The sequence below is a fragment of the Actinacidiphila cocklensis genome (genome assembly GCF_907177275.1).
GTDB classification, from domain to species: Bacteria; Actinomycetota; Actinomycetes; order Streptomycetales; family Streptomycetaceae; genus Actinacidiphila; species Actinacidiphila cocklensis.
This window is the reverse complement of the sequence record NZ_CAJSLV010000092.1, coordinates 21,417-34,022: the sequence shown is the minus strand read 5'-3', so window position 1 is coordinate 34,022 and position 12,606 is coordinate 21,417. Positions and strand designations below refer to the sequence as shown.

Sequence of the window (12,606 nt, the reverse complement as noted above, 5' to 3'; positions counted from 1 at the left end):
GGGCCATCTCCTCCCCAGGGGCGTCACTTCCCCGGGGCGGCCGTGCTGGCGCGGACCACGAGGGTGGTCGCCATTTCGACGCGGGGCATCGCCGGCCGGACGTTGCGGCCGAGGTCGAGGACGAGGCGGGCGGCTGCTTCCGCCATGTCGACCAGGGGCTGGCGGACGGTGGTCAGCGGCGGCCCCATCCAGCCGGAGATCGGCAGGTCGTCGAAGCCGACGACGCTGAGGTCCTCGGGGATGCGCAGCCCGAGTTCGCGGGCCGCCTGGTAGACGCCCATGGCCTGCACGTCGTTGCCGGCGAAGAGCGCGGTGGGACGGTCGGGCATCGCCAGCAGCTCGCGGGCGATGCGGTGTCCTGCGTCGGTCTGGAAGGTGCCGTGCCGGACCAGGACGTCGTCGCAGACGACGCCGCCGGTCTCCAGGGCGGCCCGGTAGCCGTCGATCCGCGCCCGGCTGCACAGCACATCCGCGGGACCGCAGATGACGCCGATACGGCGGTGGCCGAGCTCCAGCAGATGCCGTGTCGCGGAGTAGCCGCCCTGCCAGTTGGTGGTGCCGATGGACGGCACGTCGTCCGCGGGGTAGCCGGCCGGGTCCATGACCACGAACGGCACGTCCCGGCCGGTCAGCAACTCCCGCTGCTCCGCGGTGAGGTCGGACATGATGAGGATGACGCCCGCCGGGTCCCGGGTGAGCACGCCGTCGACCCAGGACAGGCCCATCTCCTCGCGGCCCGCGGACTCCGACAGCACGAGCGTGAGCCCTTCCTGCCTGGCCACGTTTTCCGCGCCCCGGATAATCTCCGTCGCCCACAGGCTGATCAGCTCGTGAAAGACGAGTTCCAGCAATCCCGAGGGCCGCGCTCTGGCCGCACCCCGTTTACGGCGGTAACCGTGGTCGCGCAGCAGCACCTCGATTTTCTCCCTGGTCGCGGGTGCCACGTGGGCGCGCCCGTTGAGCACTTTCGAAACGGTGGGCGCGGAAACACCGGCCTGCCGGGCGATTTCCGCGAGCGTGGCGGTGCCCTGGGACGTCACATCGCTCCGTGCACTGCGGGTTTGCGGCTTTTTTGCTTTCGGCACGGTCACGTTCCCATGCTATGCGTCCCGTGTTACACGGCTGATTCGCCACCGCGGGCATGAAGGCGGCGCGGCAGTCAGGGAGGGCTGCCGCGCCGCCGGTCTTGCGTGTCGCACTACCGCCCGGTCATCCGGCCTGGCAGCTCAGGGTGAGGCTGGGGGCCGCGCCGCCGGTGCTCGCGGTGTAGCCGAAGGTGGTGCTGGCGCCCGCGCCCAACTGGCCGTTGTACGCGGCGTTCTTCGCCGTGGTCTGGCCACCGGAGGTGCCCTGGACGGCGTTCCACAGGCTGGTGATGGTGTCACCGGACGGCTGCGTCCACGACGCCGTCCAGCCGGAGATCGCCGAGGAGCCGGTGTTCTTGACCGTGACCTCGGCCTGGTAGCCGCCGGTCCAGGCGTTCACCGTGCGGTACGTCGCCGAGCAGCCGGAACCCGTACCACCCGTCGTGCCGGTCGAGGTACCCGTGGAGGTGCCGGTCGAGGTGCCGGTGGAAGTGCCCGTGGACGTTCCCGTCGAGGTGCCCGTCGAGGTGCCCGTCGAGGTGCCCGTGGAGGTGCCGCCCGAGGTGCCGCCTCCGCCGCCGAGGGCGGCGAGCACGGCGTTGTAGGACGCCTTCTTCTGGTAGTTGCCGTCGAGCAGGAGCGGGGTGTCGCTGCTGCGCCAGCTGTACTTGTCGGTGACGCCCCACACCGTGATGCCGGTGCAGCGGGTCACGGCGAGGCAGCCCTTGACGATGGTGGAGTAGTCGTTGGCCTGCGCGGTGCCCGAGCCCGCGACGTCGACCTCCGTCATCTGGACGTCCACGCCGAGGTCGGCGAAGCGCTGGAGGTTGGCCTGGTAGTCCGAGGGGACCGGGGACTGGGAGTTGAAGTGGCCCTGGAAGCCCACGCAGTCGATCGGGACGCCGCGGGCCTTGAAGTCCTTGACCATGTTGTAGACGGCGGTGCTCTTCGCGTTGACGCCGTCGGTGTTGTAGTCGTTGTAGCAGAGCTTGGCGTTCGGGTCGGCGGCCCGCGCGGTGCGGAAGGCCTCCTCGATGAAGCCGCTGCCCAGCTTGTCCTGGAAGGGCGAGCTGCGCCGGGCACCCGACGAGCCGTCCTGGAAGGCCTCGTTGACGACGTCCCAGGCGTAGATCTTGCCCTTGTAGTGGGTCATCACCTGGGTGATGTGGTTGTTCATCGCCGCTTCGAGCGCCGTGGCGCTCAGGCCCGACACCCAGCCGGGCAGCTGGGAGTGCCAGACCAGCGTGTGCCCGCGGATCTTCATGTTCTGGGCCTGGGCGTGCGCGACGATCTGGTCGCCGGGACCGAAGTTGAACGAGTTCTGGCTCGACTCGATCGTGTCCCACTTCATCTCGTTCTCGGGCGTGACCGCGCCGAACTCGGCGTCCAGGGCCGAGGAGTAGGCCGCCTCGCCCAGGTGGGCCGTGCTGACCGCGGCGCCGAAGTAACGGCCCTGCGCCGCCGCCGCGTTGCCCAGGGTGCCGACCGCGTGGGCGGTGCCGGCGGTGGCCATCAGGCCGATGGCCGCCACGGCGCCTGCCGTGCCCGCGGCGATCGCGATCCGCAGACCGGAACGCCGGCGTCTCCCGGACTCGCTGCGGTCTCGGGGGGTGTGACTGATCACTTCCAACCTCTTCTTCCTCTTCTGCTGGCAGTCCGGAGCAGCGCGTGTCGCACCGGCCCGAACGGGTGGGGGTCCATTCGCGAGGGTGTTGCAGCCACGGGAGTTGTGCCGCTGGCGCGGCGTGGCCGGGAGGAGGTGAATCGCTGGCCAGTGTGGACCCTGGGCTTCGAAACGTCAACGACTCCTTTCCGAAACAACCGGGCGGCAGGAAGCACCTTTTGACGGGGCGTCCGATACCGGTGTGACCCCTGCGTGCGGGCGGTTTTCCGGTGGCGGAGCCGGACAGCGGTCCGATCGTGCCGAAGGGGCACCACCCGGCCGGACGTCGCCGGATGTCTTGACTCAGGCACTTTGCAGCCCTATGGTGCCCGAAACATTCGCGCAAGGGTCGAAAACTTTCGCAAAGTCATCCGGGCGTCCGCGCCCGTACACCGCCCCGATCGGAGAGGGAGCCTCCACCAGGGCGGCAACGCCTCGAAAGGACATCGCCATGCCCCCCACACGAGCGCCGCGCGGCGCCGGCTCCCCGGCCGGTATCCGCACCGGCAGCGGCAGGAGGCGTCTCGCGACGCTGCTGACCGCGCTGCTCGCCGCGGTCGCCTCGATCCTGGCCGCGATCACCCTGTCGTCCGCCCAGAGCGCGTCGGCCGCCTCGCTCACCGAGGTCACCAACTTCGGCAGCAACCCCGGCAACCTGCGGATGTACGAGTACGTGCCGAACTCGGTGAAGGCCAACCCGGCGATCCTGGTCGCCGTCCACTACTGCACCGGCACCGGCCCCGCCTTCTACTCGGGCACCGAGTTCCACACGCTCGCCGACCAGTACGGCTTCATCGTCATCTACCCGGACGCCAACGTCAGCGGCCAGTGCTTCGACGTCTCCTCGGCCGGGGCGCTCACCCACAACGGCAGCAGCGACCCGGCGAGCATCGCCTCGATGGTGTCCTACGTCGAGCAGCACAACAGCGCGGACTCCAGCCGGGTCTACGTCACCGGCGCCTCGTCCGGCGCGATGATGACCGACGTCCTGCTCGGCGACTACCCGGACGTCTTCAAGGCCGGCGCGGCCTTCATGGGCGTCCCCTTCGCGTGCTTCGCCACCTCCGACCCGTCGGGGTGGAACAACGCGTGCGCCAACGGCCAGATCAGCCACACCCCGCAGGAGTGGGGCGACCTGGTGCGCGGCGCCTACCCCGGCTACACCGGCGCCCGGCCCCGGGTGCAGCTGTGGCACGGCACCGCCGACACCACGCTGAACTACAACAACTTCGGTGAAGAGATCAAGCAGTGGACCAACGTCCTCGGCGTCAGCCAGACCCCGGTCCTCACCGACAGCCCGCAGTCCGGCTGGACCCACACCCGCTACGGCACCAACTCGGCGCAGGCACCGGTCGAGGCCTTCAGCATCTCCGGTGTCGGCCACTCCCTGCCCACCAACGGCATGGCGGCGAAGGCGATCACCTTCTTCGGCCTCGACGGCACCGGCGGCACCACCGGCGGTACGTCGACCGGGACGAGCACGGGCACGTCCACCGGCACCTCGACCGGCACCAGCACGGGAACCTCGACCGGTACCTCCACGGGTACGTCGACGGGTACCTCCACCGGTACCACCGGTGGCACCCCGCCGCCGAGCGCGGGCTGCTCGGCGATGTACCGCACGGTGAACGCCTGGACCGGCGGCTACCAGGCCGAGGTCACGGTCAAGAACACCGGCTCCTCGGCGATCTCCGGCTGGACGGCGTCGTGGACGCAGCCGTCCGGTGACACCATCACCAGCCTGTGGAACGCCGTCCAGGGCACCTCCGGTGGCCAGACCACGGCGAAGAACGCCGCGTACAACGGCCAGTTGGGCGCCGGCGCCAGCACCACCTTCGGCTACACCGCGAGCACCAGCGGTGCCGCGCCCAACCTCACCATGAGCTGCCAAGCCGGCTGAACCCGCACGACAGGAGCACCGCCGTGACCACCACAGCAGAGGGACCGGCCGGCCGACTCGGCCGGACCGCGGCCGTCGTCGAGTCCACCCGCCGGGTCGGCTCGTACCTGGCGCTGACCTTCGACGACGGGCCGGACCCGGTCCACACCCCCCACCTGCTGTCCGTGCTCCGCGAGCACGGGGTCACGGCGGTCTTCTGCCTCTGGGGCGCGCACGCCCTGGCCCACCCGGAGATCGTCCGCGAGATCGTCGCCGACGGCCACACGCTGGGCAACCACGGCATGCACCACGACGACATGGCCGACTGGCCGGCCGACCGCGTCCGGGCCGACCTGGAGGCCACCACGGCGGCCATCCGCGCCGCCGTCCCCGACGCGCCGATCCCGTACTTCCGCGCCCCGTTCGGCAGCTGGGGCGGCACCCCCGAGGTCGCCCGCGGGCTCGGCATGGTCCCGCTGGGCTGGCGGGTCTCGGTCGAGGACTGGGAGCCGCCGGGCACCGCGGAGCTGGTCCGCCGGGTGGAGAGCCGGCTGACCCCCGGGGCGGTCGTGCTGCTGCACGACGGCGGCGGCGACCGCTCGCAGACCGTCGAGGCCGTCGCCTGCCTCCTGCCCCGCCTCACCGCCCGCGGCTGGCACTTCACCGGCCCCGCCCGGCGCGCCTGACCCCCTCGCACGCGGGCGAAAATCGCAGGTCAGAACCGCTTAAATCACCCGAATGGCCCCCAGTGGCTGTCGTGCCGCCCGCAACGGGCCGAGGGTGAAGGCATGCGACCGCACAGGGTCAAGCTGGTGTCGTCGCTTCTGTCGCTGGCCTTTCTGGGGGCCTGCTCGGTCCCTGATCATCCGGTGCAGAGGCCACGGCACACCCGCGCCGTCCTGCACCCCGCGGTGCTGCGGCCGGTGGTCATCGGGCGCACCGCCTGGCACGCCGACGAGTCCTCGGTACGCAAGGGCCTGGTCTACGACCACTCGGTCAAGGCGGTGTTCGTCCACCACACGGACAACCCCAACGACTACGACTGCAAGAAGGACGTCCCGGCGATGCTGCTCGCCCTCGAACAGCAGCACATCGCCATGGGCTGGGACGACCTCGGCTACAACTTCGTCGTCGACCGCTGCGGCGGCATCTACGAGGGCCGCTCGGGCAGCGCCGTCCGCGACGTGCGCGGCGCGCACACCGAGGGCTTCAACACCGACACCATCGGCATAGCCGCGCTCGGCAACTTCGGTGCGGGCCGCAAGGTCCCGCGGGCGATGCTCAAGGCCATCGCCCAGATAGCCGCCTGGAAGCTCGACCCGTCCGTCGACCCGCTCGGCAAGGTCCGGCTGGTCTCCAGCAACGACGGCAGCCGCTACCCCAAGGGCACCGCGGCCACCCTCAACGTCATCTCCGGCCACCGCGACGTCTACGAGACCACCTGCCCGGGCCAGGCCCTCTACGACGCCCTGCCCTGGATACGCAAGACCGTCGCGGCCCTGCGCCAGAAGGCGACCTATGCGGGCTGACCCCCCGGCCCGCTGCCATCCCTGACCCCCCTGCCCCCGTGACGCGCCGGGCCGGCCCGCATTCCGCGGACCGGCCCGGTGAGGGTGCGTACCCCGGCTACCTCAGGGCGATGGAGTAGAGCCCGCGGCCGTGCGTGGCCGCGTAGACCCGCCCGTCGGGGCCGGACTTGAGCTGGAGCACCGCGACCGCCGGCAGGTTGCCGACCCGGCTCCACGCGGTGCGGTGCGGGGCGCGGTAGACCACGCCGAGGTCGGTGGCCAGCGCCAGGCCGCCGCCGGGCAGCGCGAGCAGCGCGTCGGCGGGCACGTCCGGCAGGTTCGCCGAGATGTCCCGCCACGTGGTGCCGCCGTCACGGGACTCGAAGACGTGGCCGATGCCGGCGCCGGGTCCCTCGGTCCAGTGCCGGGAGAAGCCGTTGACCGCGAGGTAGACGTGGTCGGAGTCCGCCGGGTCGACGGCGAAGCCCGACAGGTACCGGTTCGGGACGGTGCCGTCGACCGGCAGGTCGACCTGGTGCCAGCCCGTCCCGTCGGCGTTGCCGACCGCGATGCCGCGGGTGAAGCCCTGGTTGTTGCAGGGGCCGCACCATGCCGCGTAGACCTTGCCGCCCTGGGCGGCCACCGCGGTGGCGGTGTGGCCCGCGCCGAGGTCGAAGGCGTCCGTCCACTCGTCGCCGCTGCGGATGGCGTAGCCGTGGGTCTGCACCCACACGTGCCGGCCGCCGGCGATCCAGGTGTCGGCGTTGCGGGTGTCGGTGCTCAGCGGGGCGATGAAGCGGGCCTCACCGGTCTCGTTGTCGGGCGGCGCCACGCCGTAGCTGGTGGCCTTCGCCGGGTCGTCCACCCACGCCCCGTCGTTGACGGCGCAGTTCTGGGTGACGTTGATCGCGAGGTAGACGTACTCCTGGGCGATGTTGCAGCCGTCGGCCGGGTCGGTGAGGGTGTCGCCGCCGTCGCCGCCGAAGTTCGAGCCCATCACCTTGTCGCCGGCGCGCAGCAGGGACTGGCCGTTGTCCTGCAGCCCGCCGTTGACCGCCAGGCCGTGGCCGGCCGGGTCGCGGCCGATGCCCACCGAGTAGTACTGCAGGGTGTCGATGGTGCCGTCGCTGGTGGACACCCAGTCGGTGCCGTGCCCCTGGGCGTCCTTGCTGCCGTTCAGCGGGCGCTTGTAGACGCCGCCGTCGTCGCCGACGTAGACGTACGGCTTGCCGTGGTAGCTGCCGACGGCCACCGCGTGCTGGTCGGCGTGCACGGTCTGGTGGCAGTCGCCGGTCTGCTTGGCCGGGTCGATGCTCCAGCAGTCGAAGCCGAAGTTCCAGTACGGGCCGACCGCCGACCAGTCGGCGCCGCCGTCCCCGGTCTCGAAGACCTCCTCGAGGCCGGCGTAGACGTGGTCGGGGTTCGTCGGGTCGACCTGGAGGAACTCGTTGTACCAGGCCTGGACGCCGGGCATGAAGCCCGGCTCGTCGAGTGCGGAGCCGGCGGCCGCGAGCGCCTCGGTGTCGGCGGTCTTGGTCCAACTGCCGAACGGGTCACCGTTCTTGGAGACGTAGATGCCGTCGAGGTTGCTGTCCGGGTCGGTGTTCAGCGCGGTCGGCGACTGGTTGATCAGGTAGTAGCGCGAGCCGTCGGCGGAGCGGGCGAAGGTGACGTTGCCGACGCCGCCGGCGTCCGTCGGGAGCTCGCCGAGCGAGCTGACCCGGGTCCAACTGCCGTTCACCTTGCGGTAGAAGCCGTTGTAGGTGTCACCGCTGCGCCAGCCCACCGCCAGCAGCACCTCGGACGGGTGCCGCGGGTCGATCGCCACGTCGTTGGCGATGTTCTTGTACGGCGCGCTCGGGTCGGAGGCCAGCGGACCGCCGGGCAGGTAGTCCGGGTTCGGCGCGAACTCCAGCTTCCACGGGCCGCGCAGGTCCATCGTGGAGTGGCTCCACACGCCCTTGCTGGTGGAGGCCCACACGGTGCTGCCGCCGAAGCGGAGCGTGTGGATGGTCGTGGAGTCCAGTTCGCTGCCGCCGACCCGGTCGCGTGCGGTGAAGGCGCCGCTGCGCGGGTGGGCGAGCACGTAGACGCCGCTGCCGAGGTAGGCGTCGGCGTTGGTGGTCGCCTCGCCGGTGCCGAGCCACAGCCGGCCGCCGCCGTCCAGCGCGAGGGCGCCGGTCGCCTGGGTCGGCAGCGCGTCGCTGATCGGCGTCCAGTGGCCGCCGCCGGTCGACGAGCGCCACACACCGCCGCCCGCGCTGCCCTCGTAGACGTAGCCGCCGCTGTCGGCCGCGAGCGCGGCGGCCCGGCCGGTCACCAGGCCTGCCCCGCCGCTGGAGTTGGAGTCGATGTCGCGGTAGCGCGGGTCGTCGGAGTTGTAGGGCAGCCCGGTCAGGTGCTGCCAGGTGCCGCCGGTGGACGGCAGGTTGGCCAACTGGTCCCAGGCCGCGGCGAAGGCGCCGGGCGCGATGGTGCCGGGCGAGGTCCTCGCCTCGGCGAACTGGTCCGCGCCCTCGGCGATCTCGTCGGCCTCACCGCCGCCGTCGTCGTCCCCGCCGCCGTCCCTGTCCTGCGCGGTGACGGCGGTGAAGGCGTGCGGCCTGGTGTTCGGGTGGCCGGGGGCGGCCCCGGCCGGCATGGCGACGAGTGCGGCGAGTGCGGTGACGGCTGAGATCGTCAGCCAGTGTCTCTTGCGGGTGGACACGTGCACGGAACCTCCGGGGACGAACCTGGATGGGGATCGCTCGGGGGTCAACCGATCATGCGAACGGCCGTACGGGAGCCGGTGGAGCGAAGTCTTGGCGAAGATTTTGACCAGCACCTGCCACCAATGGCCGAGGAGTCAGGTTCCCGCCGCCACGTAGTGCGACCAGATGGCCGCCGGGTAGCTGCTTCCGGTGTGCTCGCGGACCCGGCTGCCGGTGGTGCCGGTCAGCGGCTCCAGCTGCTGGGACTTCGGCTCGATACGGAACAGGGCCACGGCCGTCGACACCTTCGGGGTGTAACCGACGTACCAGGCCGAGGTGTTGTCGAGTGCGGTGCCCGCGGTGCCGGCCCGGCCGGGGGCGGTGGTCAGCGCCGCGGTCACGTCGCCGGCCACCTCGGCGGTGAAGGGGTGGGTGACGGCGGGGGACTGCAGGGGCATGCGCTCGCCGTCGCGGGTGACGCGCAGCACCGAGTAGGGGGCGGTGTGGACGCCGTCCGCCGCGAAGGTGGCGTAGGCGCCGGCCATCCTGATCGGGCTCGGGGTGGCGGTGCCGAGCGAGAAGTCCGGGGTCTGCGCGCCGAATCCGCTGTCCGGCAGCAGCCCCGCGTCGATCGAGGCGCGGCGCACCCGGTCCAGGCCGACGTCCATGCCGAGCTGCTCGATCGGCCCGTTGACGGACGACGCCACCGCCTCCCGCAGGGTGATCTGCCCGTACGAGCGGTGCCCGTCGTTGGCGGCCCGCACGATCTTGCCGTCCCGGCTCCAGTAGGGGCCCTCGGGGGTGGTGACGGCCGCCTTGTCGTCGCCGTCGTAGAGCGAGTCGGGGGTGACCGGGGTACGGGGTGCGTCGCGGTCGAGCAGCACGCCGTCGCGCAGTCCGGCCGCGTAGACGAGCGGCGCGAACGCCGTACCCACCGGCACGATCCCGATGTTGGCGTCGTCGAAGCCCTGCTTGACGTAGTCGGGTCCGCCGTAGAGGGCCAGGATGCGGCCGTCGGTGCCGACCGAGGCGGCGCCGACCCGCACGTCGCGGTCGGCGGCCCGCTGTGCCGGGTCCAGTGCCGCCAGTTGCTGCGTGACCGCGGTGGCCAGCGCCTGCACCCGGGGGCGCTCGAAGGTGGTGTAGATCTGGTAGCCGCCGCGGTCGAACTCCTCGTCGGAGATGCCGCTGTGCGCGGAGACGTACGCCCGGGCGGTGTCCACCAGGTAGCCGGTCTGCCCGCTGAGCCCAGCGGGCCGCGGCGGCGGCTTCGGCTCGGGGAAGACGGTGTAGGTGGCGCGTTCGGCGGCCGACATCCTGCCGATCGTCACCATCCGGTCCAGCACCCACTTCCAACGCGCCACCGCACGCCGGTGGTTGGCCGGGCTGACCGCGGGGTCGTAGAGCCCGGCGCCCTTGAGCAGGGTGGCGAGGAAGGCGCCCTCGCTCGCGTTCAGCTGCGAGACGTCCTTGCCGTAGTAGGCCTTGGCGGCGCGCTGCACCCCGTAGGCGCCGCGGCCGAACCAGCTGGTGTTGAGGTAGCCGTCGAGGATCTGCTGCTTGCTCATCCTGCGGTCCAGCTTGACCGCGATGAACATCTCGGTGACCTTGCGCGACAGCGTCCGGCTCTGGCTGAGGTAGACGTTCTTCACGTACTGCTGGGTGATGGTGGAGCCGCCCTGGGTGTCCCCGCCGGTGGCCATGTCGGTCACCGCCCGGGCGATGCCCTTGAGCGAGATGCCGGAGTCGGAGTAGAAGGAGGCGTTCTCGGCGGCGAGCACCGCCCACTGGACGTCCGTGGGGATGCGGTCCAGCGGCATCGACTGCCGGTCGACCGGGCCGACCCTGGCCATCTCGGTGCCGTCGGCCCAGTAGTAGACGTTGTCCTGCTGGGTGGCGAAGGCGTTGAGGTCGGCGGGGATCCTCGTGCGCTGGTAGCCGTAGCCGATCAGGCCGACGAGCAGGGCCAGCACCCAGCAGACCGCCAGCAGCGCCTGCCGTACCGACGGCACCCACCGCCGCACCCCGCGCCGCCCCGGGCGGGGGTAGCGGGGCCGCAGGACCCGCAGGCGCGCGGGCAGCCGTGCGCCGAGCCGGCCGCGGGCGGCACGCCACCACCGGCCGAAGGGGACTCCTCCGGCCGCACCCGCGTCCCCGCCCGGCGGCAGGTCGCTCGCGCCCCTGCCGGGCACCCGCCGGCGCAGTGCCATGTCCCCACCCCCCGGACGGTCTCGATACGGGCTCTCGCCCTGGCCGCCGCAACCGTAGGAGCGCGAATGGGGCGGGACTGGGATGGGATGGCGACAGCTCTGTAACAGCCGTGGCGTGAGGGGCAGTTGCGGTTCTGTGACACTTCGGTCCAGGGGCGGTCACGTACGGATCGCAGGGTCGGCCCCATGAGCGCTGCCCGGATACGACGCCTTCTGCCCGTGCGCGGCGGCGACGGCCGCAACCGTCGCAGGACCGCCCTGCTCTGCGGTGTGCTGTGCACCGGCCTGCTCGGTACGGCAGCGGCCGTGAGCCTCGGCGGCTCCGGCGGCCACGGCAGCGCGGCGCCCGCGCAGGAGCGTGCCGTCCTGGCGCCGCAGAAGAAGGCGCCGCAGAAGGCGTCCGTCACCCCGGAGTGGGACGGCAAGGTGCGGGTGATCGGCGACGGCTCGACCTCCGACACCGGGCCGCAGCCGAACCAGCCGACCCCGCACAAGCTCAAACCCGGCGAGAAGCCGCCGCAGTTCGTGGTCTTCTCCTGGGACGGCGCCCTGGAGAACGACGACCACCTGTTCTCCCGCTTCCGCAAGCTCGCCGCGCAGAACGACGCCCACATGACGTTCTTCCTCAGCGGCATCTACCTGCTGCCGGACGGCAAGCGCAGCCTGTACAAGCCGCCCCAGCACTCCCCCGGCACCTCCGCCATCGACTTCCCCACCGACGAGCACATCAGGTGGACGCTGTCGGAGCTGCGCCAGGCCTGGGAGGACGGCGACGAGATCGGCACCCACTTCAACGGGCACTTCTGCGCCCCCGACCCCGGCGGCGGCGGGAACTGGAGCACCGCCGACTGGGACAGCGAGATAGCGCAGGCCTACTCCTTCGTGGAGCACTGGAAGACCGACACCGGCTTCACCGACATCCCGCCGCTGCCCTTCGACTACTCCGAGGAACTCGCCGGCGGCCGCGCCCCCTGCCTGGAGGGCCAGAAGAACCTGCTCCCCGCCGAGAAGGCGAACGGCTGGCGCTACGACGCCAGCTCACCCGGCGACTTCCAGATCTGGCCGGTGAGGAAGGACGGGGTGTGGGACTTCCCGCTGCAGCTGATGCCGTTCCCGCAAAAGGACTTCCAGGTGCTGTCGATGGACTTCAACTTCCTCTACAACCAGTCCGGCGGCGACGTCACCGAGGGCGACCCGGCGAAGTACCCCGCCTGGGAGAAGCAGGCGCGGCAGGGCTACCTCAACGGCTTCGAGCGGGTCTACAACGGCAGCCGCGCCCCGCTCTTCATCGGCAACCACTTCGAGACCTGGAACGGCGGCATCTACATGCAGGCCGTCGAGGACGTCGTCAAGGACGTGTGCCACCGCAAGGACGTGCAGTGCGTGTCGTTCAAGGAGCTGAGCGACTGGCTCGACGTGCAGGACCCGGCCGTCCTGGCGAAGCTGCGGACCCTGGACCCGGCCGAGTCGCCGGACTGGTCGGCCTTCGTGAAGTGACACACACCGGGCACCCCACCGGGGTTTTGTGATCGTCCCGTAACAATTCCCAGGGTTTGGCCCCGGCATACGGA

8 protein-coding genes are annotated in these 12,606 nt (G+C 71.4%); 4 read left to right on the top strand and 4 right to left on the bottom strand.

The window, feature by feature from the left end; translation table 11 throughout:
* Positions 1 to 23: 23 nt before the first annotated feature.
* The gene (locus NFU81_RS32490; protein WP_251498190.1) at positions 24 to 1,091 is read right to left on the bottom strand and encodes a LacI family DNA-binding transcriptional regulator; all 1,068 of its coding nucleotides are present in this window, start codon (positions 1,089 to 1,091) and stop codon (positions 24 to 26) included.
* Between the two features lie 118 nt (positions 1,092 to 1,209).
* Positions 1,210 to 2,598: a glycoside hydrolase family 10 protein gene (locus NFU81_RS32485; RefSeq protein WP_251498753.1), complete on the bottom strand. Its 1,389-nt coding sequence runs from the start codon at positions 2,596 to 2,598 to the stop codon at positions 1,210 to 1,212.
* Between the two features lie 601 nt (positions 2,599 to 3,199).
* Between NFU81_RS32485 and NFU81_RS32480 the strand changes: the two genes are divergently transcribed.
* The 3 genes from NFU81_RS32480 to NFU81_RS32470 all read left to right on the top strand — a co-directional run bounded on the left by NFU81_RS32480 (position 3,200) and on the right by NFU81_RS32470 (position 6,156).
* On the top strand, positions 3,200 to 4,648 hold the full coding sequence (locus NFU81_RS32480; protein WP_251498187.1) for an extracellular catalytic domain type 1 short-chain-length polyhydroxyalkanoate depolymerase: 1,449 nt from the start codon (positions 3,200 to 3,202) through the stop codon (positions 4,646 to 4,648).
* Between the two features lie 23 nt (positions 4,649 to 4,671).
* Positions 4,672 to 5,313 (top strand): polysaccharide deacetylase family protein, encoded by a 642-nt coding sequence (locus NFU81_RS32475; RefSeq protein WP_251498184.1) that lies wholly within the window; start codon positions 4,672 to 4,674, stop codon positions 5,311 to 5,313.
* A gap of 102 nt (positions 5,314 to 5,415) precedes the next feature.
* A complete protein-coding gene (locus tag NFU81_RS32470) occupies positions 5,416 to 6,156 on the top strand; it encodes an N-acetylmuramoyl-L-alanine amidase (protein WP_251498181.1) in 741 nt (246 codons plus the stop codon).
* A 97-nt stretch (positions 6,157 to 6,253) separates the two neighbouring features.
* Here NFU81_RS32470 and NFU81_RS32465 read toward each other — a convergent pair whose 3' ends face one another.
* Both NFU81_RS32465 and NFU81_RS32460 read right to left on the bottom strand, forming a co-directional pair.
* Positions 6,254 to 8,848 carry a WD40/YVTN/BNR-like repeat-containing protein gene (locus NFU81_RS32465; protein ID WP_251498178.1) on the bottom strand — a complete coding sequence of 865 codons (2,595 nt, stop codon included), beginning with the start codon at positions 8,846 to 8,848 and terminating at the stop codon, positions 6,254 to 6,256.
* A gap of 132 nt (positions 8,849 to 8,980) precedes the next feature.
* A complete protein-coding gene (locus NFU81_RS32460; RefSeq protein WP_251498175.1) occupies positions 8,981 to 11,035 on the bottom strand; it encodes a transglycosylase domain-containing protein in 2,055 nt (684 codons plus the stop codon).
* Positions 11,036 to 11,221: 186 nt separating this feature from the next.
* Here NFU81_RS32460 and NFU81_RS32455 point away from each other — a divergent pair, with 186 nt between their 5' ends.
* Positions 11,222 to 12,532: a polysaccharide deacetylase family protein gene (locus NFU81_RS32455; RefSeq protein WP_251498171.1), complete on the top strand. Its 1,311-nt coding sequence runs from the start codon at positions 11,222 to 11,224 to the stop codon at positions 12,530 to 12,532.
* Positions 12,533 to 12,606 lie beyond the last annotated feature (74 nt).